21 protein-coding genes are annotated in these 23,376 nt (G+C 70.7%); 3 read left to right on the forward strand and 18 right to left on the reverse strand.

Annotated elements, in window-relative coordinates; genetic code table 11:
- Positions 1–29 precede the first annotated feature (29 nt).
- The 14 genes from AB0P29_RS10960 to AB0P29_RS11025 form a co-directional block, all read right to left on the reverse strand.
- On the reverse strand, positions 30–716 hold the full coding sequence (locus AB0P29_RS10960) for a YggS family pyridoxal phosphate-dependent enzyme (protein ID WP_363379763.1): 687 nt from the start codon (positions 714–716) through the stop codon (positions 30–32).
- Positions 717–723: 7 nt separating this feature from the next.
- Positions 724–1,884, reverse strand: a complete 1,161-nt coding sequence (ftsZ, locus tag AB0P29_RS10965) for a cell division protein FtsZ (protein ID WP_064002337.1) — start codon at positions 1,882–1,884, stop codon at positions 724–726.
- A 157-nt stretch (positions 1,885–2,041) separates the two neighbouring features.
- On the reverse strand, positions 2,042–2,947 hold the full coding sequence (locus tag AB0P29_RS10970; RefSeq protein ID WP_363379764.1) for an FtsQ-type POTRA domain-containing protein: 906 nt from the start codon (positions 2,945–2,947) through the stop codon (positions 2,042–2,044).
- Positions 2,948–3,054: 107 nt separating this feature from the next.
- On the reverse strand, positions 3,055–4,449 hold the full coding sequence (murC, locus tag AB0P29_RS10975) for a UDP-N-acetylmuramate--L-alanine ligase (protein WP_363379766.1): 1,395 nt from the start codon (positions 4,447–4,449) through the stop codon (positions 3,055–3,057).
- Between the two features lie 62 nt (positions 4,450–4,511).
- Entirely contained in the window at positions 4,512–5,585 is a 1,074-nt protein-coding gene (locus AB0P29_RS10980) for a UDP-N-acetylglucosamine--N-acetylmuramyl-(pentapeptide) pyrophosphoryl-undecaprenol N-acetylglucosamine transferase (protein ID WP_363379767.1), read from the reverse strand.
- Positions 5,586–5,595: 10 nt separating this feature from the next.
- Positions 5,596–6,810 (reverse strand): putative lipid II flippase FtsW, encoded by a 1,215-nt coding sequence (gene ftsW / locus AB0P29_RS10985; RefSeq protein WP_363379769.1) that lies wholly within the window; start codon positions 6,808–6,810, stop codon positions 5,596–5,598.
- Positions 6,767–8,308 (reverse strand): UDP-N-acetylmuramoyl-L-alanine--D-glutamate ligase, encoded by a 1,542-nt coding sequence (murD, locus tag AB0P29_RS10990; RefSeq protein WP_363379771.1) that lies wholly within the window; start codon positions 8,306–8,308, stop codon positions 6,767–6,769. The genes ftsW and murD overlap by 44 nt, the downstream gene beginning before the upstream one ends.
- On the reverse strand, positions 8,305–9,414 hold the full coding sequence (gene mraY / locus AB0P29_RS10995) for a phospho-N-acetylmuramoyl-pentapeptide-transferase (RefSeq protein WP_064002343.1): 1,110 nt from the start codon (positions 9,412–9,414) through the stop codon (positions 8,305–8,307). The genes murD and mraY overlap by 4 nt, the downstream gene beginning before the upstream one ends.
- Entirely contained in the window at positions 9,411–10,823 is a 1,413-nt protein-coding gene (murF, locus tag AB0P29_RS11000; RefSeq protein WP_253034501.1) for a UDP-N-acetylmuramoyl-tripeptide--D-alanyl-D-alanine ligase, read from the reverse strand. The genes mraY and murF overlap by 4 nt, the downstream gene beginning before the upstream one ends.
- 28 nt (positions 10,824–10,851) lie before the next feature.
- Positions 10,852–12,663: a penicillin-binding protein 2 gene (locus AB0P29_RS11005; protein WP_363379774.1), complete on the reverse strand. Its 1,812-nt coding sequence runs from the start codon at positions 12,661–12,663 to the stop codon at positions 10,852–10,854.
- A gap of 4 nt (positions 12,664–12,667) precedes the next feature.
- Complete coding sequence (locus AB0P29_RS11010) at positions 12,668–13,276, reverse strand: hypothetical protein (protein WP_359919220.1); 609 nt, start codon at positions 13,274–13,276, stop codon at positions 12,668–12,670.
- Positions 13,273–14,232 (reverse strand): 16S rRNA (cytosine(1402)-N(4))-methyltransferase RsmH, encoded by a 960-nt coding sequence (rsmH, locus tag AB0P29_RS11015; protein ID WP_359919218.1) that lies wholly within the window; start codon positions 14,230–14,232, stop codon positions 13,273–13,275. Before rsmH ends, AB0P29_RS11010 begins: the two co-directional genes overlap by 4 nt.
- Positions 14,233–14,336: 104 nt before the next feature.
- A complete protein-coding gene (gene mraZ / locus AB0P29_RS11020) occupies positions 14,337–14,768 on the reverse strand; it encodes a division/cell wall cluster transcriptional repressor MraZ (RefSeq protein WP_064002348.1) in 432 nt (143 codons plus the stop codon).
- 220 nt (positions 14,769–14,988) lie between these two features.
- Complete coding sequence (locus AB0P29_RS11025) at positions 14,989–15,366, reverse strand: DUF3040 domain-containing protein (protein WP_217531274.1); 378 nt, start codon at positions 15,364–15,366, stop codon at positions 14,989–14,991.
- A 60-nt stretch (positions 15,367–15,426) separates the two neighbouring features.
- On the opposite strand from AB0P29_RS11025, the gene AB0P29_RS11030 reads away from it, so the two are divergent.
- Positions 15,427–16,524, forward strand: coding sequence for a polyprenyl synthetase family protein (locus AB0P29_RS11030; RefSeq protein WP_359919216.1), 1,098 nt, complete (start codon positions 15,427–15,429; stop codon positions 16,522–16,524).
- Positions 16,525–16,559: 35 nt separating this feature from the next.
- Here AB0P29_RS11030 and AB0P29_RS11035 read toward each other — a convergent pair whose 3' ends face one another.
- Complete coding sequence (locus AB0P29_RS11035; protein ID WP_217531338.1) at positions 16,560–16,886, reverse strand: Rv2175c family DNA-binding protein; 327 nt, start codon at positions 16,884–16,886, stop codon at positions 16,560–16,562.
- A gap of 155 nt (positions 16,887–17,041) precedes the next feature.
- Here AB0P29_RS11035 and AB0P29_RS11040 point away from each other — a divergent pair, with 155 nt between their 5' ends.
- Together AB0P29_RS11040 and pknB are read left to right on the forward strand one after the other, a co-directional pair.
- Entirely contained in the window at positions 17,042–18,241 is a 1,200-nt protein-coding gene (locus AB0P29_RS11040) for a LysM peptidoglycan-binding domain-containing protein (protein WP_363379777.1), read from the forward strand.
- A 72-nt stretch (positions 18,242–18,313) separates the two neighbouring features.
- Positions 18,314–20,272, forward strand: coding sequence for a Stk1 family PASTA domain-containing Ser/Thr kinase (gene pknB / locus AB0P29_RS11045; protein ID WP_363379779.1), 1,959 nt, complete (start codon positions 18,314–18,316; stop codon positions 20,270–20,272).
- A 72-nt stretch (positions 20,273–20,344) separates the two neighbouring features.
- Here pknB and AB0P29_RS11050 read toward each other — a convergent pair whose 3' ends face one another.
- From AB0P29_RS11050 to AB0P29_RS11060, 3 genes are all read right to left on the reverse strand, one after another.
- Positions 20,345–21,673, reverse strand: a complete 1,329-nt coding sequence (locus tag AB0P29_RS11050) for a class II 3-deoxy-7-phosphoheptulonate synthase (protein ID WP_363379781.1) — start codon at positions 21,671–21,673, stop codon at positions 20,345–20,347.
- Between the two features lie 70 nt (positions 21,674–21,743).
- On the reverse strand, positions 21,744–22,433 hold the full coding sequence (locus AB0P29_RS11055; protein WP_064002354.1) for a lysophospholipid acyltransferase family protein: 690 nt from the start codon (positions 22,431–22,433) through the stop codon (positions 21,744–21,746).
- A 1-nt stretch (position 22,434) separates the two neighbouring features.
- On the reverse strand, positions 22,435–23,370 hold the full coding sequence (locus AB0P29_RS11060) for an ROK family glucokinase (protein WP_363379783.1): 936 nt from the start codon (positions 23,368–23,370) through the stop codon (positions 22,435–22,437).
- Positions 23,371–23,376 lie beyond the last annotated feature (6 nt).

Consider the following 23,376-nt stretch of genomic DNA (forward strand, 5'->3'; position numbering starts at 1 on the left):
ATCCTCCGTATTGCTCGTCTGTGATGAGGCTAACCGTGCAGGGGCCTCGGGCCTGTGATTGCCGAACCGATGCGCAGGTGTGTCGCACCCGCGGCGATCGCCTCGGCGAAGTCGCCGGTCATTCCGGCGGAGATCCAGTCGGCATCCGGCACCACACGGCGCAGCCGTGCGGCGTGATCCGCGAGCCGGGCGAAGGCCGCGGCGGGGTCCTCGTCGAGCGGGGCGACGGCCATCACGCCCCGCAACCGCAGCGAGGGGCAGAATGCGGCGACGTGCTCGGCGAGCTCCTCGACACCCGACGGCTGGACGCCCCCGCGACCGGGGTCGTCGGTGAGGTTGACCTGGATGAGGACGTCGAGCACGCTCTCGTCGCCTTCGGCGCGGGCGCCGTGGAGCGCGTCGGCGAGCCGCGCGCGGTCGAGGGAGTGCACCGCGTCGGCATCCCGACGCACCGCTTTCGCCTTGTTCGTCTGCGCCTGGCCGATGAAGTGCCAGCGCAGCGCCGGGCCGTCGTAGTCGGCGCGTTTGGCGCTGAGTTCCTGCTGCCGGTTCTCGCCGACGTCGATGACGCCGAGGGCGGCGAGACCCTGCACGAGCTCGACGGGGTGGAACTTCGTGACGACGATCCGCGTGATCGTCGCGGGATCGCGGCCCGCCGACCGAGCGGCATCCGAGATGCGCGCGTCGATGTCGGCGAGCCGCGAACGAAGATCCACGACGGCGTTACTTCAGGAAGTCGGGGATGTCGAGGTCGTCATCGCCGAAGGCCGAGTCGTAGTCGCTCGACGACGACGCGGGCGCCGACACCGACACCGACTCGCGTCCGCTGTTCTCCGCCGCGGCGAGGTCGCGCGCGACCGTGTCGGCGGGCAGCGGCGGCAGCACGGGAGCGGATGCCGGGCGGCTGGCCGTGATCGGCTCGACCTTCACCTGGGGCTCGCCGCCGTCGAAGCCGGCCGCGATGACCGTGACCCGGACCTCGTCGCCCAGGGTGTCGTCGATGACGGTACCGAAGATGATGTTGGCCTCGGGGTGCGCGGCCTCCTTGACGAGCTGCGCGGCGTCGTTGATCTCGAAGATGCCGAGGTTCGAACCACCCTGGATCGACAGCAGCACGCCGTGCGCGCCCTCGATCGACGCCTCGAGCAGCGGCGACTCGACGGCCAGTTCGGCGGCCTTGATCGCACGGTCGGCGCCGCGGGCCGAGCCGATGCCCATGAGCGCGGAGCCCGCGCCCTGCATGACCGACTTGACGTCGGCGAAGTCGAGGTTGATGAGACCGGGCGTCGTGATGAGGTCGGTGATGCCCTGCACACCGGCGAGCAGCACCTGGTCGGCCGTGGCGAAGGCCTCGATCATCGAGATGCCGCGGTCGCTGATCTCGAGCAGGCGGTCGTTCGGCACCACGATGAGGGTGTCGACCTCTTCCTTGAGCTTCGAGACGCCCGCCTCGGCCTGCGTCTGGCGACGACGGCCCTCGAAGGAGAAGGGCTTGGTCACGACACCGATGGTGAGGGCGCCGATCGACTTCGCGATCCGCGCGACGACCGGGGCGCCACCGGTACCCGTACCGCCGCCCTCGCCGGCCGTGACGAAGACCATGTCGGCGCCCGCGAGGGCCTCCTCGATCTCCTCGGCGTGGTCCTCGGCGGCACGACGGCCGACCTCGGGGTCGGCGCCCGCGCCGAGACCGCGCGTGAGCTCGCGGCCCACGTCGAGCTTGATGTCGGCGTCGCTCATCAGCAGCGCCTGGGCGTCCGTGTTGACGGCGATGAACTCGACGCCGCGAAGGCCGAGCTCGATCATGCGGTTGACGGCGTTGACACCGCCACCACCCACGCCAACGACCTTGATCACAGCAAGGTAGTTCTGGTTCTGGCTCACGCCGGCCTCCGTATCGTCCTGAACCTCGAGTGCAAACCTTCAACCTCAACCAGAGGTTTAAAGAATTGCCGAGTATGCAATTCCCGATTCCGAAGGTAGGCGGCGCAGCGGCGCTCAGCCGCAGCGTCGTGGGCGTGTCGCGCGATCTGATTCCGCGTCAGCGGATGACGACCGCGTCCGGCGACGAGATGTCGTACTCGTCGACCTCGGACGGCGGCTTCGCGGTCATCGCGGCCTGCAGGACGCGAGCCTTCTCGACGGGGTCGTCAGAGCTCCCCCACACGACCTCCGCCCCCTCGATCGTGAGGGTGACATCGTCGGGCGTCGTCGCCGCCATCGCCGTCACCTGCGTGCGCAGGTCGGCCGGGAGCGAGCGGTAGACGGCCCCCACGGCGCGGAACGCGCGCGACCCGGCCCCGCCGGTCGCCTCGATCACCGGGTACCCCTCGGGCGCGTTCTCGCTGGTGGAGAGGACGACGCCGGCCGCATCGACGAGCGAGAATGCGCCGCGCGTCGACACCACCCCCACGGGGGTGCGTTCGATGATCCGCACGACGAGCTCCTGCGGCGGACGCGCTTCGATCGAGTAGCTCTCGACGAGCGGGAACCCGACCAGCGCGGCCTTGACCGCGCTGGAGTCGACGAGCGCGAGAGGGGTGCCCTTCTCCCCCGCGAGCGCCTGCTCGACGGCGCCGCGATCGAGCCGATCGGTGCCCAGGACGGTGATCTTCGAGACGGCGAACAACGGGCTGTAGGCGGTCGCCACGGCCCCGAGCCCGACGAGCACGACGGCGGCGAGCGACGCCAGCCACGCGTAGCGACGCCGCCGCTGACGGACGGTGAACCGTCGGACCTCGCGGCGGAGGGCACGCCGGCGGGCGCGGGCCGCCGCCCAGACGTCGCGCAGACCGAGCGGGCGGTCGCCCTCGGCATCCGGAGTCCGTTCGCCGGGCTCCACGTCGTCGACCTCGGCCACCGGCTGAGCGAACGGGACGAGGCGGCCCGGCCGCGAGGGCTCGATGACCTCGGTGACCTGCTCCGGCGCCGGTTCGGGATCGTGCACGGGCTGTTCCGCCCGAGGCCGCGGGACGGGCTCCGACTGCGGAGCCGCCGTCGGGGCGGATCGACGTGCCGGCGGCGTCGTCGGCAGGGGGGACGGCCGCCGCACGGTCAGTCCTGCCCGAGGGCGTCGAGGACCTGCGGGATGATGCGGTACACGTCACCGCAGCCGAGGGTGATGACGTAGTCGCCGGGACGGGCGATGGATGCCGTGTACTCGGCCGCCTGCTGCCAGTCCGCCACGAAGCGCACCCGGTCCTGGTCGGCGAAGGCACCGCTGACAAGCGCGCCGGTCACCCCGGGGACGGGATCCTCGCGGGCGCCGTAGACGTCAAGGACGACCGTGTGGTCGGCGCGGGACTCGAGGACCTCCGCGAACTCGCGGTACATGGCCTGCGTGCGGGAGTAGGTGTGAGGCTGGTGGACGGCGATGATGCGTCCCTCCCCGACGACGGTGCGCGCCGCCGCGAGGGCGGCGTCGACCTCGGTCGGGTGGTGCGCGTAGTCGTCGTAGACCGACACGCCCGCGCGGACGCCGTGCAGCTCGAACCGGCGGATGGTGCCGCCGAACTGCTCGACCGCGCGCAGCGCCGGCTCGAGCTCGTATCCGAGGGTGAGGAGGACGGCGACCGCGCCGGCCGCGTTGACCGCGTTGTGCGCCCCGGGGACACTCAGGGCGCCCGACGCCGAGCGTCCGTCGTGGTGGAGGGTGAAGGAGACCGGGCCCTCGGTGACGATGTCGCTCACGCGGACGTCCGCCTCGGCGGCCGTGCCGAAGGTGACCACGGTGCGGTGCGACAGCGACGCGGCGACCTCGCGGGCGCCGGGGTCGTCGGAGGAGATGACGACGGCCTGGGATGCGGCATCCGCGAATCGGACGAAACCCTCGTAGAAGGCCTCGCGCGACCCCCAGTGGTCGAGGTGGTCGGGATCGACGTTCGTGATGAGGGCGACCGCGGTGTCGTAGAGGAGGAACGAGCCGTCGGACTCGTCGGCCTCGATGACGAACAGGTCGTCGGACCCGGTGCCGCTCGAGACGCCGAGGGAGGCGATGACGCCGCCGTTGACGAACGTCGGATCGGCGCCGATCGCGCGGAGGCCCGTGACGATCATCCCGGTCGAGGTGGTCTTGCCGTGCGCGCCGGCGACGCTCACCAGTCGACGACCGCCGACCAGCCAGTGCAGCGCCTGCGAGCGGTGCAGCACGGGCACGCCCCGCTCCTGCGCACGCAGGTACTCCGGGTTCTCGGGCCAGATGGCGCCCGTGAACACGACCGCATCCACGTCGTCGGGGAGATTCGCCGCGTCGTGGCCGACGTGCACCTCCGCGCCGCGCGCCGCGAGCGCCTGCATGGCCGCGCTGTCGGAGCGGTCGGAACCCGACACGCGGATGCCGCGATCGAGGAACATGCCGGCGAGCCCCGACATCCCGGAACCGCCGATCCCGATGAAGTGGGCGGCGGTGATGTCCGCGGGGATGGGGAGCGTGAGATCGGGGCGAATCATGGCCCGACAAGTCTAGGTCGGGGTGGGCGGCGGGGACGCCGCGGCGCGCTGTGCCGGGCTGCTCAGCGGGCGAGCGCGCGGTCGATCAGTCCGACGACGTTCTCACTCCCCGAACGGGTGCCGACCTGCGCCGCGGCGGCGCGCATGCGCTCGAGCGACGCCGCATCGGACAGGAGCGGCACGACGGTCGAACGGATGCGCTCCCCGGTCAGCTCGGCATCGGGGATCAGCACCGCTGCCCCCGCCGCGACCGCGGAAGCGGCGTTGAGGGCCTGCTCGCCGTTGCCGACCGCGTAGGGGACGTAGACGGCCGGGATCCCGAGCGCGCTGAGCTCGCTCACGGTCGCCGCCCCCGACCGCGAGACGACGGCGTCGGCGAGGGCGAACGCGAGGTCCATGCGATCGATGTAGGGCACGATCCGGTAGGACGGGTCGTCGGGGTCGGCGATGTCGTTGCGCTCCCCCGCGGCGTGCAGGATCTGCCACCCCGCCGCGACGACGTCCTGCCACGCATCGGCGAAGGCGCGATTCAGCCGCACCGCCCCGAGCGATCCGCCGAAGACGAGGAGGACGGGCCGGTCGGCATCCATCCCGAAGGCCGCAGCCGCCTCCTCGCGCAGCGCGGCGCGGTCGAGGTTCACGATCTCGGGGCGCAGCGGCATCCCGACGACCTCGGCACCGCGCAGCGGCGTTCCCTCGAAGGCGACACCGGATGCCGCGGCCCCCCGCGCGCCGAGCACGTTGGCGAGCCCCGGCTTGGCGTTCGCCTCGTGGACGACCACGGGGACGTGGGTGCGGCGGGCGGCGACGTAGGCGGGCGCCGAGGCGTACCCGCCGAAGCCGACGACGACGTCGACGGCGCGATCGCGGATGTGGTGCCGGACCTGGCGCACGGCGCGGGCGAACCGTGCCGGGAAGCGGAGCGCCGCGGCATCCGGTCGACGCGGGAAGGGGACCTTGTCGACGAACAGCAGCTCGTATCCCCGCTGCGGCACCAGTCGGGCTTCGAGGCCCTCACGGGTGCCGAGGACGAGGACGGTCGCGCCCGGGTCACGAGCCATCAGGGTGTCGGCGACGGCGAGCAGCGGATTGACGTGGCCCGCGGTGCCACCACCGGCCAGGAGGTACGTGGTCACCGGATCGAGCCTACCGGCGGGACGGAGCGGTGCCCGGCGCCGAGGTGGGCAGCGTCCGCGCGAAGGCGAGGAGCACCCCGCACGCCATCAGCACCGAGACGAGCGACGTGCCGCCCTGCGACATGAACGGCAGCGGCACACCCAGCACCGGGAACACCCGCAGCACGACGCCGATGTTGATGAGCGCCTGACCGACGATCCAGACGGTGATGCCGCCCGCCGCGATGCGGATGAAGGGGTCGTGGGTCTTGCGGATGACGTGGAAGGCGCCGACCGCGAACAGCGTGAACAGCGCGAGCACCACGATGCACCCGATGAGGCCGAGTTCCTCGCCCACGATCGCGAAGATGTAGTCGTGGGATGCCGCGGGCAGCCACGCGTACTTCTCCCGCGAGTTGCCGAGGCCGAGACCGAAGACACCGCCGCTGGCGAGACCCCAGATCCCGTGGAGAGGCTGGTAACAGCCGCCGTAGTAGTCGTCGATGCAGTTCGGGTCGAGGAAGCTCGTGATGCGCGCCATGCGGTTCGCACTCGTGAGCGCCAGCACGGCGACCGCCGCGACGGCGATGACCACGGGGATGATGAACACCCGGAGCTTCACCCCCGAGAAGAACAAGGCACCGAGCAGGATGAGTACGAGGATCATCGCGGTACCGAGGTCTTTACCGGCGACGACCGACCCGATGACGATGGCACCGACAGGCACCACGGGGATGAACACGTGGCGCCAGAGTCCGAGCAGCGTGTGCTTGCGGTACAGGACGTAACCGAGCCACAGCGCGAAGGCGAGCTTCAGGAACTCCGACGGCTGCGCCTGGACACCCGCGATGGAGATCCAGTTGCGGTTGCCGTCGAACTCGTAGCCGAGGGGTGTGAAGACGAGGAGCTGGAAGGCCAGGGCAGCACCCAGCGCGATCCATGAGATCCGCTTCCAGAAGGTCACCGGCAACCGGCTGAAGACGAACATCAGCGGAACGCCGAGGATCGCGAACAGCGCCTGTCGCATGACGGTCTGGAACGGGCCGCCGGCGTCGGACGTGGCCATCGTTGCCGACAGCACCATGACGAGGCCGAAGATCGTGAGGATCAACGCCGTCGAGGCGATGAGCAGGAACTCGCTCGGGACCGGTGTGAAGACGCGGCCCAGCGCGACGCGCGCCGTGAAGGCGGAGGAGCCGCGGTCAGCCGGATCCGACGGGGCCGGACGGTCGGTCGTGGTCGTCACCGGCGTCCTTTCCCATCCGTGCGTTCACCGCGTCGGCGAAGCGCCGGCCGCGATCCGAGTACGAGGCGAACTGGTCGAACGATGCCGCAGCCGGAGCGAGGAGGACCACGTCTCCGTCCTGCGCGACGTCCGACGCCAACGCGACGACCTCGGTCATGACGTCCTCAGTCTGAGCGTGGTCGACCTCGAACAGCGGCACCGCCGGCGCGTGTCGCGCGAATGCCGCGACGATCGTGGACCGTTCGACGCCGATGACGATCGCGGCCTTCACCCCGGGACCGCGCGCGGCGACGAGGTCGTCGATGTCGACGCCCTTCAGCAGTCCGCCGAGGACCCAGACCGCGCCGGGGTACGCCTGGAGGGAGGATGCCGCGGCGTGCGGGTTGGTGGCCTTGGAGTCGTCGATCCAGGTGACGCCGTCGACGACACCCACGACCTCGATGCGGTGCGGATCGAGGCGGAAACCACGGAGCGCGTCGCGGATCGCCGCGGGCGGGACGTCGAGGGACCGGGCGAGCGCGGCGGCAGCGAGGATGTTCGCAACGACGTGCGGAGCGGCGAGCCCTGCGTCGGCCAGCTCGGCCACGGTCGTGAGCTCGAGCGCGTTGGTGCGCCGCTCCTCGAGGAACGCACGGTCGACGAGGATGCCGTCCACGACGCCGAGATCGCTCGGCCCCGGGACGCCGAGATCGAAGCCGATGGCGCGGCATCCTTCGATCACCTCCGCGTCCTCGACCATCTCGCGGGTCGCAACGTCGCTCTTGTTGTAAACGCAGGCGACCCGGGTGAGCTGGTAGACGACGGCCTTCGCGTCGCGGTACGCGTCGAAGGAACCGTGCCATTCGAGATGGTCGGCGGCGAGGTTCAGGCAGACGCTGGCGTACGGCGAGACGCGGTCGTCGCCGTCCTGGAGGCCGAGGTACCAGAGCTGGTGGCTCGAGACCTCGATGACGAGCACGTCGAACCCGGCCGGGTCGCGCACCGCGTCGAGCACCGGGACTCCGATGTTGCCGCACGGCGCTGCCCGCAGGCCGCCGGCGACCAGCATCGTGGCCGTCAGTTGCGTCGTGGTGGTCTTGCCGTTCGTCCCCGTGATGAGCACCCAGTCCGCGGGCGACCCGTCGGCGCGCAGCACCTTGTCGCGGACGCGCCAGGCGAGCTCGATGTCGCCCCAGACGGCGACACCCGCCTCACGGGCCCACGTGACGACGGGGTGGTGCGGCGGGAATCCGGGCGAGGCCACGACGACGTCGGGACGGTGCGCCGTGAGCTCCTCGGGGACGGTGTCGAGCGGGCCCTCCCACATCCGCGCCCCGATGACGGGAACCAGTCGGGCGTACTCCTCGGCGGCGTCCTCGGTCACCACCAGGACGTCGGCGCCGAGCTCGGCGAGCGTGTCGGCGACGGAGAATCCCGTCATCGACAACCCGAGGACGACGACCCGGAGCCCCGACCAGTCGGCGTGCCAGCTCGTCAGCCGGCGGAGGTCGGCGGTCATACGGCGGCCAGCCAGCCGACGTAGAAGAGGGCGACACCGAAGATCGCGAAAATGCCGGCGATGACCCACATCCGGACGACGATCGTGATCTCGGGCCACCCGCGCATCTCGAGATGGTGGTGGAACGGGCTCATGAGGAAGAGGCGTTTGCCACCGGTCGCCTTGAAGTAATACCGCTGCAGGATCACCGAGGCCGGGGCGATGATGAAGACGCCCGCGAGGATGACCGAGAGGATCTCGGTGCGGCTGAGGACGGCCATCGCGACGATCACGCCGCCGATCGCCATCGAGCCCGTGTCACCCATGAACAGCTTCGCCTTGGGCGCGTTCCACCAGAGGAAGCCGACAAGGGCTCCGACGAAGGATGCCGCGACGATCGTCAGGCCCATCGGGTCGCGGGTGTCGTAGCAGGCGGCGGTGTACTCGGTGGCGAGCGCGGCGGAGTGGCAGCGCTGCTGCAGCTGCCAGAACGTGACCAAGCTGTACGCCGAGACGGTGAAGATCCCCGCACCGGTCGCCAGACCGTCGAGGCCGTCGGTGAGGTTCGACGCGTTGGACCAGGCCACCGACATGAACGAGATCCACAGGAGGTAGAGGATCCATCCGGCGACCGCCCCGAGCGCCATGAAGGAGAGCGTCGGGATGTCGCGGAAGAAGGAGATGTAGGCGGAGCCCGGGGTCTCGCCGTACTGGTTCGGGAAGTTCAATGCCATCACGCCGAACGGGACGGCGACGGCCACCTGTCCGACGATCTTGCGCCAGCCCGAGAGCCCGAGGCTGCGCTGCGACCGGACCTTCATGTAGTCGTCGATGAAGCCGATGATGCCGAGACCCACCATCATCCAGAGGACGAGCAGGCCGGACACGGTGGGTTCCGTGCCCCCCGTGTAGCTGCCGACGAAGAAGCCCACCATCGTCCCCACGATGAAGACGATGCCGCCCATCGTGGGCGTCCCGCGCTTGGTGTGGTGGCTCGGGTTGTTGATGTCCTCCGGCGTGCGGATGACCTGGCCCCACCCGATCTTCCGGAAGACCCGGATGAACAAGGGCGTGAGGAACAGGGTGAATGCCAGCGAGATCGTCGCAGCGGCCAGCAGGGATCTCACGAGAACGATTCTCCCAGACGATCGCCCAGGAACCTGAGCCCCGCCGCGTTCGAGGACTTCACGAGAACCCGGTCGCCGTCGCGGAGCTCGGTCATCAGGTAGTCGTAGGCCTCATCGGCGGTCTCGAAGAACACGGCCTCACCGTCCCAGGAGCCTTCGCTGATGGCGGCGAGGTACAGGCGCCGGGCGGCGGAACCGACCACGACGATGCGCTCGTAGCGGAGGCGGACGGCCTGGAGTCCGATGCGGTCGTGCTCCTCCCCCGCCTGCTCACCGAGTTCGGTCATTGCCCCGAGGACGGCGACCTTGCGCTGCCCGGGTGCGGTGATCTGCGCGACGGTACGGAGGGCTGCGGCCATGGAGTCCGGGCTGGCGTTGTAGGCGTCGTTGATGACACGCACGCGCTCGCTCCCGAGCGGCTGCATCCGCCAGCGCTCGGCGATCTCGACCGTGCCGATCCGTTCGATGGCATCGGCGGGATCCACCCCCAGCAGTTGGGCGACGGTGATGGCGGCCAGCGCGTTCATGACGTGGTGCTCACCCAGCACCCGCAGGTGCAGCGGCAGGCGCCGACCGTCGACGAGGATCGTCGCGGTCGTGCCGGATGCCGTGACGTCGACGTCCTCGGCGCGCACGTCGGCCGACGGGCCCCGCCCGAACCAGCGGACGGCGACGGCGCGCTCCTCGGCGACGGCGGCCATCGCCGCGACGCGGGCGTCGTCGGCGTTGAGGACGGCCGTGCCGCCGGGACGGAGCGCCTGGACGAGTTCGGTCTTCGCCTTCTGCGTCGCCTCGACACCGCCGAACCCGCCGGCGTGGGCGAGGCCCACCATGAGGACGGCACCGATGTCGGGCGTGATGAGGCCGGCCAGTTCGGCGATGCGGCCGGGACGGGACGCCCCGAGCTCGCTCACCAGGAAGCGGGTGTCTTCCGTGACGCGCAGCATCGTCACCGGAGCGCCGACCTCGTTGTTGAACGACGCCCGGGGGGCGACGGTGGGGGCTTCGTCCTGCAGGATGCGGGCGAGCAGGTTCTTCGTCGTCGTCTTGCCGTTCGACCCGGTGATCCCCACCACCTGCAGGCCTCCGTGCGCGCGGACGCGGGCGACCACCTCACGGGCGAGGGCGCCGAGGGCGGCGACGGCGTCGGGCACCACGATCTGCGAGACCGGCGCGCCGACGGGGCGCTGCACGATCGCGAGGGACGCCCCCGCCGTGACGGCGGCGTCGACGAACAGGTGGCCGTCGGTCGCGTCGCCGGGCTTGGCGACGAAGACGGAGCCGGGCCCCATCTCGCGGGAATCGGTGTCGACCGTGCCCGAGACGACGGTCTCCGGGGTGTCGGTGCCGTGGAGCTGAAGGGTGCCGCCGACGGCGTGCGTCACCTCGGCGAGCGTCATCCGGATCATGCTGGGGTGTCTCCTCGTGCGCTCGGGTTCAGCCTGTGACGGGCAGGAGGGGGGTCTCCGAGCCCGACGGCATGACGCGGTAGTGCGTGAGCACCTGCGCCATCGCCTTCTTGAACACCGAGCGGTTGGCCGACGACATCCGCTGCTTCTTGGGCTCGTCGAAGACCGTCAGGACAACATACTTCGGATCCTCGGCGGGAGCGAAGCCGACGAGGGACGTGAAGTACAGGTTCGGCTTGTATCCGCCCTTGCCGTCGGAGATCTGCGCCGTGCCGGTCTTGCCGCCCATCCGGTAGCCGGGGAGGGCGATGTCGTCGGCGAGCGTCCCCTGCGCGAAGACGTTCTCGAGCATGAGCGAGACCTCGTCGGCGGTCTCCTTCTTGATGACCTGCTCAGGGGCGGCGAGCTTCGGCTCGACGACGGTGCCGTCGGGCTTCGTGCAGGACTCGACGAGCGATGCCGGCATCCGCAGACCGTGGTTGGCGAACGTCTGGTACGCGCTGGCGACCTGGACGGCGGTGACGGTGAAGGCCTGCCCGAAGGTGGTCGCGTAATTCGTCTGGTTGTCCCACGTGTCCGCGGGGGCGATCGTCGTCTTCGGCTCACCCGACCAGTCCAGACCGGTCGGCTGACCGGCGCCGAACTTGGTCAGGTACTCGTACCGCGTCTGCGGGTCGACCATGCCGCCGAACTGCGACATCGCGACGTTCGACGAGGTGACCAGACCGCCGTTGAGCGTCAGGTTCTCGGTCGCGTGGTTCTCGGAGTCGTTGACGACCGCGCCGTTGTCGAACACCATCCGGTCGGGCACCCTGACCGTCGATTCCGGCGTCACGCCGGCCTGCTCGATCGCCGTCGCCGCAGTGACCGGCTTGAAGGTGGAACCCGGCTCGAAGGAGAACCGGAGCAGCCGCGATCCGCGGTCCTCAGGCTCGCTGGCGCCGGGATCGTTCGGGTCGACCGTGGGGGTCTCCGCGAGCGCGCGGATCTTGCCCGTCGCGACCTCCATCACGATGATCCCGCCCCAGTCCGCCTGGTAGCGCGAGGTCTCCTCGGCGATGAGCTGCTGCATGTACCACTGCAGGTCGGCGTCGATCGTGAGGGCGAGGGTGCCGCCGTTCTTCGCGGGCTGCTCGACCGCCGTTCCGGGGATGACCACCCCGTCGGCGCCCTTCTGATAGCGGATGCTGCCGTCGGTGGGTGCGAGGCAGGAGTTCTGCAGCGACTCGACGCCTTCGAGGGGCTTGCCGTCGGAACCGACGAAACCGAGGATGTTGCCCGCGACCGCGCCGTTCGGGTACGAGCGGGAGGCGATCGGTTCGAACGAGATGAAGGGGATCTGCAGATCGGCGAGCTTGCGGAACTCCGCCGTCGAGACGAACTTCTTCACGTACTCGAACTGGTCGGCCGGGTCCTTCGCGAACGCGTCGTCGGCGATCGCCTGGACCTCGGCGGCATCCTGACCCGTCACCTCGGCGATCTGCGCGGCGATCTCGGGCCACGTCACCAGCACCGTCTTGTCGTTCTCGTCCTTGACGAGCGAGCCGTTCTCGTCCCGGAGGGACATCCCCTTCTCGGCGAGCTTCGGGTTCACGACGACGTGATAGCGCAGCAGGCTCGTCGCGAGCGGGGTGCCGTTCGTGTCGACGATCGTTCCCCGCGCTCCCTCGAGCTTCGAGGTGACCCGCATCCCCTTGCTGAAGGCGTCGCCGACGTGCTGGCTCGCGTTGACGATCTGGATGTCGACCAGGCGGACGACGAAGGAGACCAGGACCACCAGGACGACGGCGAGGGCGACGACGGTGCGACGGCGCGGGCCTCGGGTTGCTCGTGTCGTCATGTTCTCAGTGTGTGCTGGGGGTCGGCAGTCCGTCGGTGATCGAGGGGGGTGTCGGCGTATTGGCCAGCAGGTCCTCGTCGATGGACACACCCGAGTCCAGGCTCGCCTCGGGGTCCGTCACGAGCGGGACATCCGCAACGAGGGCGTTGGAGACCGCCGCCCGCGACAGCGCCTCGATCGAGGAGGCATCCGACGCGCCCTTCTGCGGACCGAGGGTCGCGCCGTCGCTCAGGCGCAGGTAGTTGGGCTCGCCGCCGGCGACGAGGCCGAGGGCGGCGGCGTTGGCGGCGAGGAACTGCGGCGAGCTGAGCCCCGCGATCTCCTCCTCGAGGATCTGCTTCTGGTAGTTCGCGTCCCGCTGCTGCGCCGTGAGGTCCTTGACCTCGTAGGCGCCCTGCGTCGTGACGATCGACAGCCCCATCTGCACACCGGCGATGGCGAGGGCGCCGGCGACCGCGACGAGGCCGAACACGAGCCGCGGACGGCGTCGCGGCTGCGGCGCGATGCCGACGCCGGGGCGACCCAGCGGACGGAGGACCGGTGCCGCCGAACCGAGGACGACCTCATCGCCTGCGCTGTCGATGGCAGTGGTGGCCAGGGCCGGAACGGTCATGACGCCTCCCTCACTCGCTCTGCCGCACGCAGACGCACCGGTGTGGCGCGCGGGTTGCGGGACTTCTCTTCGTCTGATGCCACTTCGGCGCCCTTGGTGAGGAGGCGGAAGCGGGGGGCGTGCTCGGGTGGTTCGATCGGGAGGCCCGCCGGCGCCGTGGACCGCGTCGCCTCGGCGAACACCCGCTTGACGAGGCGGTCCTCGAGGGACTGGTACGACATGACGACGATGCGACCGCCGACGGGCAGGATGCCGAGGGCCTCGGGCAGGGCGCGTTCGAGCACCGCGAGCTCGCCGTTGACCTCGATGCGCAGCGCCTGGAACACACGCTTGGCGGGGTGACCGCTGCGCTCGCGCTGCACGGCCACCGGCGTCGCGGCGATGAGGATCTCGACGAGGCGGGCGGACCGGTCGATGGGCGCCTCCTCGCGCGCGGCGATGATGGCTCGGGCGTACCGGCCGGCGAGCTTCTCCTCGCCGTACCGCTCGAAGATCCGGCGGAGGTCGCCCTCACCGTAGGTGGCGACGATGTCGGCCGCCGTGGTCGAGGCGGTCTGGTCCATCCGCATGTCGAGCGGGGCATCCTTCGCGTACGCGAACCCGCGGTCCGCCTCGTCGAGCTGGAGGGAGGACACCCCCAGGTCGAACAGGATGCCGTCGACCTTCGTCGCTCCGGCGCTGCGCACCGCGTCGGCGATGTCGTCGTACACGGTGTGGACGAGGGTCACGCGGTCCCCGAACCGGGCGAGCCGCTCCCCCGCGATCCGAAGGGCGTCGGTGTCGCGGTCGAGGCCGATCAGCCGCACCTGGGGGAAGCGCTCGAGGAGCGCTTCGGAGTGGCCGCCCATGCCCTCGGTGGCGTCGACGACGACGGCGCCGTCGCGCTGGAGCGCGGGTGCGAGCAGCTCGACGCAGCGGTCGAGGAGGACGGGGGTGTGGATGTCGTCGTAGGCCATGGTGCGTTCGGTTCTGCAGAGGCCCTCGGCCCCGATCCCCATCCGCTCCGACCTGGCGCCGGGGAAGTGCGTCAGGGCGAGCGGCTGGGAGTCGCGGTCGAGGATCAGAAGAGTCCCGGGATCACCTCCTGCTCCATGTCCGAGTACGTGTCTTCGTTGCTGTCCGCGTAGGCGTTCCAGGCATCGGCGTTCCAGATCTCGGCGTGCGCGCCGACACCCGTCACGACCAGTTCGCGCTCCAGAGCCGCGTAGGTCCGAAGGTGCGGCGGGATCGTGATCCGGTTCTGCGAATCGGGCTTCTCCGCACTCGCGCCGGAGAGGAACATGCGCTGGAAGTCGCGCGCCTGCTTGTTGGTCAAGGGGGCTTCGCGGATGCGCTCGTACACCCGCTCGAACTCCGCCGAGCTGAAGACGTAAAGGCAGCGCTCCTGGCCGCGGGTGATCACGACGCCGGGGCCGAGGTCGTCGCGAAACTTCGCCGGCAGGATGACCCGACCTTTGTCGTCCAGCTTCGGGGTGTGGGTGCCCAACAACATCGCTCGGTCACCCCCTTCGTCCGGCCCGCTCCAGGATGACGCCACTTTACTCCACTTTCCTCCACTCCGCGACAGATTCCCGCCCCGATGCGCTCTCGTCTGCGCTCATCGGGGTCGGCCACGCCGGGCGGGCCCCGCCCGCGCTCCCTGCGAGGGCACAAAAAAAGCACCGACCCGGAGGTCGGTGCTTCAGAAGTGGAGGGGTGTGGAGGAACTCAGATCATCGATCGTCGTTGCGTCGATCCCACCGGTCGTTCATGCGATCCATGAAGGAGGCGGATGCCGGCGCCTTCGCGGCGCGCGGCTTGCGCGACCCCGTCGCGGCCCGGGCTGCAGCGGCACCCTTAGCCGGGGTGAAGGCGAGGACGACACCGCCCACCATCACGACAAAGGCGATGACGCCGATGACGACGAGGGATGTGGCCACGCCGACGACGAGCCCGGCGATGCCGAGGAGGACGATGACGGACCCGTAGACGATGTTGCGATAGCTGAGGGGGGCCGCGCCCCGGTCCGCGCTGACAACATCGGCGTCGTTGCGCATGAGATGGCGTTCCATCTCGTCCAGCAGACGCTGCTCCTGCTCTGACAGTGGCATGCATCCCCCTCGGGTCGGTCCATCAAGTGTACGCGTGCGCGCGATCACTAGGCTAGGCCCGTGTCCTCTTCCCCCGACCCGATCGTGGCCGTTTCCCAGCGAGTCGAGAGGTTCCTGCAGGCGCAGCGCGATGCGGTCGCGGATTTCGGCGAGGAGGCCCGGTCGTTCGTGGATTCCGGCGCCGCCGCCGCCACCGGCGGGAAGGGCTTCCGCGCCCGCTTCTGCCTCGCCGGATGGCGCGCGGTGGCCACGGCCGAGGCGCCCGCGCCCGGCCACGTGCCGGAGGTCGTGACCGCGGCATCCGCGGCATTGGAGGTCTTCCACGCCGCCGCCCTCGTGCACGACGACGTCATCGACCGTTCCGACACCCGCCGAGGGCGCCCCGCCGCCCACCGCGCGTGGGAGGCGGCGCACCGCGCAGGCCGCTGGGCGGGCGACGCGGCGGGCTTCGGCACGTCGGCGGCCATCCTCCTGGGCGACCTCCTGGTGGCGTGGAGCGACGACCTCCTCGAAGAGGGCCTGCTGGCCGCCGAACCGAGCGCCGCCGCCCGCGCGCGCGCCGAGTTCGCCCGCATGCGCCGGGAGGTCACCGTCGGTCAGTTCCTCGACATCGCCGAGGAGTCGGTCCACGTCGTCGCGCCCGTCGACACGCACCCCGACCGCGCCCTGCGCGTGGCGTCGCTGAAGTCCGCGCGCTACAGCGTGCAGCATCCTCTCCAGCTCGGCGCGGTGCTCGCAGGCGCGGACGACGACCAGTACGCCGCCCTCGCCGCGTTCGGTCACCCCGTCGGCCTCGCCTTCCAGTTGCGGGACGACGTGCTCGGCGTCTTCGGCGACACGACCGTCACGGGTAAGCCCGTGGGAGACGACCTGCGCGAAGGCAAACGGACGCTCCTCGTCGCCTACACCCGGGCCGCCCTGGCACCGGGGGCCCTCGCCGTCTTCGACGAGCTGATCGGCGACCGGGACCTGACGCCCGAACAGGTGTCGCACCTGCAGCAGACGATCGTCGACACCGGTGCGCTCGCGCGCGTCGAGGATCGGATCGCGGGATGGGCAGCCGAGGCCGACCGTGCCTTCCGCGGCGCACGCCTGGGTCACGCAGCCGTCAGCGAACTCCGCGACCTGGCGCGCGCGGCGACCGTTCGCACCGCCTGAGCGACGACCGCCCCGGCGTCAGACCCCGCGAGGGGTCAGGCCAAGGACTGCGCGACGCGACGGACCTCGCTCTTGCGCCCCTGCCGGAGGGCATCGATCGGTGCGACGCCGATCGAGTCCTCGGGCGCCAGCAGCCAGTCGATCGCCTCGTCGTCCGAGAACCCCGCGTCCTGCAGGACGATGATCGTCCCCCGGAGGGCGGAGATCGGCGCTCCGTCCACGAGGAAGACGGAGGGGACCCGGGGCGCCCCGAATCGCCGCGACGCGATCAGCTGGTGCTCGTCGAGCATCCGGCGCACGCGTCCGAGGGGTTCGCCGGTCAGCTCGACCAGCTCGGGAAGACTCAGCCAATCAGTGGACACGGTCGCGTCAGAACTCACCCCTCCACTATCGCATCCGCGCCGACGCGGCGTTCATCACACCAGTCACATGCGCCTCATCCATTGACACCAGCAACACGGCCGTGACACGGTTCTGCGGGGGGATCGACGAGCTGGGACCGAACGAAGGAACACCTGTGCGCCGTAACGACCTCCTGTCCACCGCCCTGCGCGACAAGCGCACCCCTGCCGTCATCGGCTCGATAGCACTCGCGATGTCGCTCCTGCCGATGGACGCGGCACAGGCCGAGGAGCCCCGGCGGAACACCCCGGAACCCGTCACGGCCAGATCCGCGACCGAGTCCGCCACCGCGGCCACCGTCGTCGGCAGCCCGGCGGCGCGGAAGGCCGTGAAGACCCACGTCGTCGCCCGGGGCGACACGGTCAGCGCCATCGCCGCGGCGAACGGCGTGCGCACCGCCGACGTCCTGGCCTGGAACGGCCTGGGCTGGCGGTCGATCATCCGACCCGGTGACGTCCTCCGTCTCGGTCCGAAGAGCTCGGGGCGGGGTGCCGGGCGCACACCGGCAGCGGCGGCTCCGGCATCCACCTACACGGTGAAGCGGGGCGACACCCTCTGGTCCATCGCCACCCGCCACGGCATGGGCGTCGCCGCCCTCGCTCGGGCCAACGGACTGGGATCGTCGACGATGATCCACCCGGGGCAGAAGCTGACGATCAGGTCGGTGGCCGCCACTCCTGCCGCCGCCTCCCGCCCCAGCGCACCCCGACCCGAGAAGGCCGGCCCCGTGCACGAGGTGTCCGCGGGCGAGACGCTCTGGGCGATCGCGCAGCGCAGCGGTGTCAGCCTCGGGCGCCTGCTCGCCGCCAACGGCCTGGACGAGGGCTCGATCATCTATCCGGGACAGAAGCTCCGCATCCCGACCGCCGCGGCGCCCTCCCCCGCCTCGAGTGGCGCGGCTTCCGTCGCCCTGGACGCCGAGCAGATCGCCAACGTCAAGACGATCATCGCGGTCGGACGCGAGCGCGGCGTCTCGCGCGACGGCATCGCGATCGCCCTGGCCACGGCGATGGTGGAGTCCTGGATCCGCAACCTCGACGGCGGCGACCGCGATTCGGTCGGCCTCTTCCAGCAGCGCCCGAGCGCGGGCTGGGGCTCGGTGGCCGAGATCCGCGACCCGCGACGGTCCGCGGCGGCGTTCTACGGCGGCTCCGCGGACCCCAACGGCGACCGGACCCGCGGCCTGCTCGACATCGAGGGGTGGGAGGACATGGCCTTCGGCGACGCGGCCCAGGCCGTGCAGATCTCCGCCTACCCCGAACGGTACGGACCCTGGGAGGCGCAGGCGTACCGCTGGCTCGAGACGTACGGGTGATTTCGTCGGCCGACCGGCTCCGGGGGTGAGGCGTTACCCGGGCTCGCAGGGTCCGCTCCGTAGACTTCTGACGTGAACGCCACCCCGCAGACCGACCCGCTGATCGGCCGCCTGGTCGACAGCCGGTACCGGGTCCGCGGGCGCATCGCCCGAGGCGGCATGGCCACCGTGTACGTCGCGACGGACCTGAGGCTCGAGCGGCGCGTCGCGCTCAAGGTGATGCACGGCCACCTCTCCGACGACACCGTCTTCCAAAACCGCTTCATCCAGGAAGCACGGTCGGCCGCGCGGCTCGCCGACCCCCACGTCGTCAACGTCTTCGATCAGGGCCAGGACGGCGAGATGGCCTATCTCGTCATGGAGTACCTCCCCGGGATCACGCTGCGCGAGCTGCTGCGCGAGCAGGGGCGCCTCACGCTTCCTCAGACGATCACGATCATGGATGCGATCCTGTCGGGTCTCTCGGCGGCGCACCGCGCGGGGATCGTGCACCGCGACGTGAAACCCGAGAACGTCCTGCTCGCCGAGGACGGCCGGATCAAGATCGGCGATTTCGGCCTTGCCCGCGCGTCGAGTGCGAATACCGCCACCGGACAGATGCTGCTCGGGACGATCGCCTACTTGGCGCCCGAGCTGGTGACGCGGGGGACGGCGGACGCCCGCAGCGACATCTACGCGCTCGGCATCATGCTTTACGAGATGCTCGCGGGCGAACAGCCCTACAAGGGCGAGCAGCCGATGCAGATCGCCTACCAGCACGCGACCCACTCGGTTCCGCGCCCGAGCGTGAAGAACCCCGCCGTGCCGGAGCAGCTCGATGAGCTCGTGCTGTGGGCCACCGAGCGCTCGCCCGAGGACCGTCCGAACGACGCGCGCGAGATGCTCGACCGCCTGCGCGAGATCGAGAAGCAGCTGGGCGTGTTCCCGCAGGTGGTGCGCTCCACCCCCACCGGGACGAAGGTCGTCGTCGACGACTCGCTCGACTCCGACGAGGTGACCCGCGTCATGCCCGGCACGTTCACGGCACCGAGCGTCACGACGGAGGTCGACAACGCCACCCGCCTGCGGCGACGCACGCACCGCAACGCGGTCAAGGGCGGTTGGCTGCTCGCCGTGGTCCTCGTGCTGGCCGCCGGTGCCGGCCTGGCCGGATGGTGGTTCGGCAGCGGTCCCGGTTCACTCGTCGCCGTCCCGACGGTGGTCGGGATGAGTTTCGACGACGCCGAGGACCTGCTGGCCGAGAACACCCTCGTCGCCCGCCGCAGTGACGTCCACAGCCTGGAGGTCCCCGCCGGGAAGGCGATCGGGACGGACCCCGGCACCGGCGAGTTCGTCGACCGCGACTCCCCGGTGACGGTGCAGATCTCCGCCGGTCCCGCCACCGCCGAGTTGCCGGCCCTGCAGGATCGGGCGCGCGCCGAGGCCGAGTCGCTCCTGGCGGAGAACAACATCACGGTCGCCGAGACCAAGAACTACTTCACGAGCTTCGCCGCCGACCGGGTCGTTCGCGTCTACGTCACTCAGGCGGGAACGCCGGATCCGGTCGAATGCACCGAGGGCTGCTCGGTCCTTCAGGGCTCGACGGCGGAACTCCGCGTCTCGCTCGGCCCGCTCCCCGACGTCGCCGGAACGCCGGCGGACGAGGCCGCGAAGACCCTCCGGGACGTGGGGATGGAGGTCGAGGAGACCCGCGAGTACAGCAACGACGTCGCCGACGACCTCGTCATCCGCGTCGCCGATCGACCCGGCGGCGGCTCCTGGCAGCAGGGCGAGAAGCTGACGCTGGTCGTCTCCGACGGCCCGCGCCCCGTCGAGGTGCCCAACGTCGTCGGCGAGACGGTGCGCACCGCCGTCGACCGGTTGCAGTCGGCCGGCTTCAAGGTCAACCCGAACATCGAGGACCTCGAACTCCCGCTCGGCGGACGCTACTGGGACGTCTACCGGGTGCAGGCCATGACGCCGGACGGCGGGACGCTGCAGCGCCCCGGGACGACCGTCAGCCTCACACCGCAATTCCAGCCCTTCGGCTGATCCCCGGCACCCGTTCTTCGCCAACGACGAGGGCCCGGCGGTCGATCACGGCCGGGCCCTCGTGTCGCCTCGTCAGCGGTTGCCGAGCTCCTCGGCGACGAGGAAGGCGAGCTCGAGCGACTGCATGTGGTTCAGGCGCGGGTCGCACAGCGACTCGTAACGCGTCGCGAGGGTCGCCTCGTCGATCATCTCGGAACCGCCCAGGCACTCGGTCACGTCATCGCCCGTGAGCTCGACGTGGATGCCGCCCGGGAACGTACCGACCGCGCGATGCGCCTCGAAGAAGCCGCGGACCTCGTCGACGACGTCGTCGAAGCGACGCGTCTTGTAGCCGGTCGGCGTCGTGATCCCGTTGCCGTGCATCGGGTCGGTCACCCAGAGCGGCGTGGCACCGGCATCCTTCACCGCCTCCAGCAGCGGCGGGAGGGCGTCGCGGATCTTGCCGGCGCCCATCCGCGTGATGAAGGTGAGCCGCCCCGGCTCGCGCTCGGGGTCGAGCTTGTCGATGAGGGCCAAGGCGGTCTCGGGCGACGTGCTCGGTCCGAGCTTGACGCCGATGGGGTTGCGGATCTTCGAGAAGTAGTCGACGTGGGCGCCGTCGAGGTCGCGGGTACGCTCCCCGATCCACAGGAAGTGCGCCGACGTGTTGTACGGCGTGTCCGTGCGCGAGTCGATGCGCGTCATCGGGTGCTCGTAGTCCATGAGCAGACCCTCGTGACCGGTGTAGAACTCCACGCCGCGCAGCTCGTCGAAGTTCGCCCCCGCGGCCTCCATGAACTTGATGGCCCGGTCGATCTCGCCCGCGAGACGCTCGTAACGCTGATTCGCGGGGTTCTTCGCGAAGCCCTGATTCCAGCTGTGCACCTCGCGGAGGTCCGCGAACCCGCCCTGCGTGAAGGCGCGGATGAGATTCAGAGTCGACGCCGCGGTGTGGTACCCCTTCAGGAGCCGGTGCGGGTCGGCGGTGCGCGAGGCCTCGGTGAAGTCGTAGCCGTTGACGATGTCGCCGCGGTACGCGGGCAGGGTGACGTCGCCGCGCGTCTCGGTGTCGCTCGAGCGCGGCTTGGCGAACTGACCCGCCATGCGCCCCATCTTCACGACCGGCATCGATGCGCCGTAGGTGAGGACGACCGCCATCTGCAGGACCGTCTTGATGCGGTTGCGGATCTGCTGCGCCGTGGCACCCGCGAAGGTCTCGGCGCAGTCGCCGCCCTGCAGCAGGAAAGCCTGGCCCGCGGCGGCGTTCGCCAGGCGGGCGCGGAGGTTGTCGACCTCGCCGGCGAAGACGAGGGGCGGAAGGGTCGCGATCTCGGCGGAGACGGCGGCGACCGCATCCGCGTCGGGCCACAACGGCTGCTGCTTGATCGGGAGCGAGCGCCAGTGGTCGAGAGGAGTGGGCATCCGCCAATTCTAGCGGCGGCGGACGGCGCCCCCGGCCGTATGACGGGGGCCGCGACGGCGCAGCGAGAGCTCAGGAAGCGGATGCCGGGCGCCGGTGCTTCACGGTGGAGGCGTAGACGTCCTCGTACTCCTGCTCCCCCATGCGCTGAAGGGCCACCATGATCTCGTCGGTCACCGAGCGCAGGACGAAGCGGTCGGACTCCATGCCGTGGAAGCGGCTGAAGTCGAGGGGCTCGCCGATGACCATGCCGACCCGCCCGACCCGCGGGATCGACCGGCCGATCGGCATGACGTCGTCGGTGCCGATCATGACGACCGGGATCACCGGGACGCGCGCCGTCAGCGCCATCCGCGCGAGGCCCGTCCGACCGCGGTACAGCTTGCCGTCGGGGCTGCGGGTGCCCTCGGGGTAGATCCCGAGCAGGTCGCCGCGACCGAGCACCTGGAGTCCGGTGTTCAGGGATGCCTCGGAGGCCTTGCCGCCCGTGCGGTCGATCGGGATCTGGCCGGTGCCCTGCATGAAGACGCGGGTGGCCCAGCCCTTCAGCCCCTTGCCCGTGAAGTAGTCGCTCTTGGCGAGGAAGGACATCGGCCTGTCGATCATCAGCGGCAGGAAGATCGAGTCGCTGACCGACAGGTGGTTGCTGGCGATGATGGCGGCCCCGGTCGCCGGGATGTTGCTCCGACCCACGATCCACGGACGGAAGATCGCCTTCACGATCGGTCCGATGATGAGGTACTTCAGGACCCAGTAGACCATCTCAGACCCGGCCTCCTGCGAGGTCGGCGACGCCGATCAGGCCGGCGTCGTTGCCGAGGGTGGCGATAGCGAAGGATGCGACCGGCCGCTCGCCGTAGCCCGGCAGCGCCGTCGCGTAGGCCTCGCGCACCGGGTGGAGGAGCCGCTCCCCCAGGTCGGCGACACCGCCGCCGATGACGAACAGGGCCGGGTCGAGGACGGCCTGGAAGCCGCCGCACGCCTCACCGAGGGCCGTCGCGACGCGGTGGACCGCCTCGAGGGCGCCGGCGTCGCCGTCCGCGATGAGTCGCGCCATGGCCGCTGCCGGCACGATCCCGTCGGCGGTCCGCGCGGCGGCGAGGCCCGCGCCGAGGGCGCCGGATGCGGCGATGTCCGCCGCTTCGCGCTGCAGGGCACGCCCCGACGCGTACTGCTCGAGGCATCCGTTCTGACCGCAGCCGCAGGGGCGGCCGCCGCGCTCGAAGCGGATGTGGCCGAGCTCGCCGCCGATGCCGTTGCCGCCGACGAGCAGCTCGCCGTCGATGATCGCCGCGCCGCCCACGCCCGTGCCCAGGGTGACCATCACCATGTCGCGGACGTCCCGACCGGCACCGAAGCGGAACTCACCCCACCCGGCGGCGTTGGCATCGTTCTCGAGGGTGACGGGACGTCCGATGCGTCGCTCCAGCTCGTCGCGGAGCGGCTCGTCGGTCCAGTCGATGTTCGGGGCGTGCAGGATGACGGACCGGCTCGCATCGATGAAGCCGGCCGCGGCCACGCCCACGGCGTGCACCACCCGGTCGGTGACGAGGTCGTCCACCATGGCGGCGACGGCGTCCGCCAGCGCGTGGGGATCGGCGGGGGTGGGGACACGGCGCCGGTCGACGATCGTGCCGTCCGGGTCGACGATGCCTCCAGCGATCTTGGTCCCACCGATGTCGATGCCGACGTTGAGCACACCACT

It is taken from the genome of Microbacterium sp. NPDC080220 (genome assembly GCF_040686395.1).
Taxonomy (GTDB): Bacteria; Actinomycetota; Actinomycetes; order Actinomycetales; family Microbacteriaceae; genus Microbacterium; species Microbacterium gawkjiense.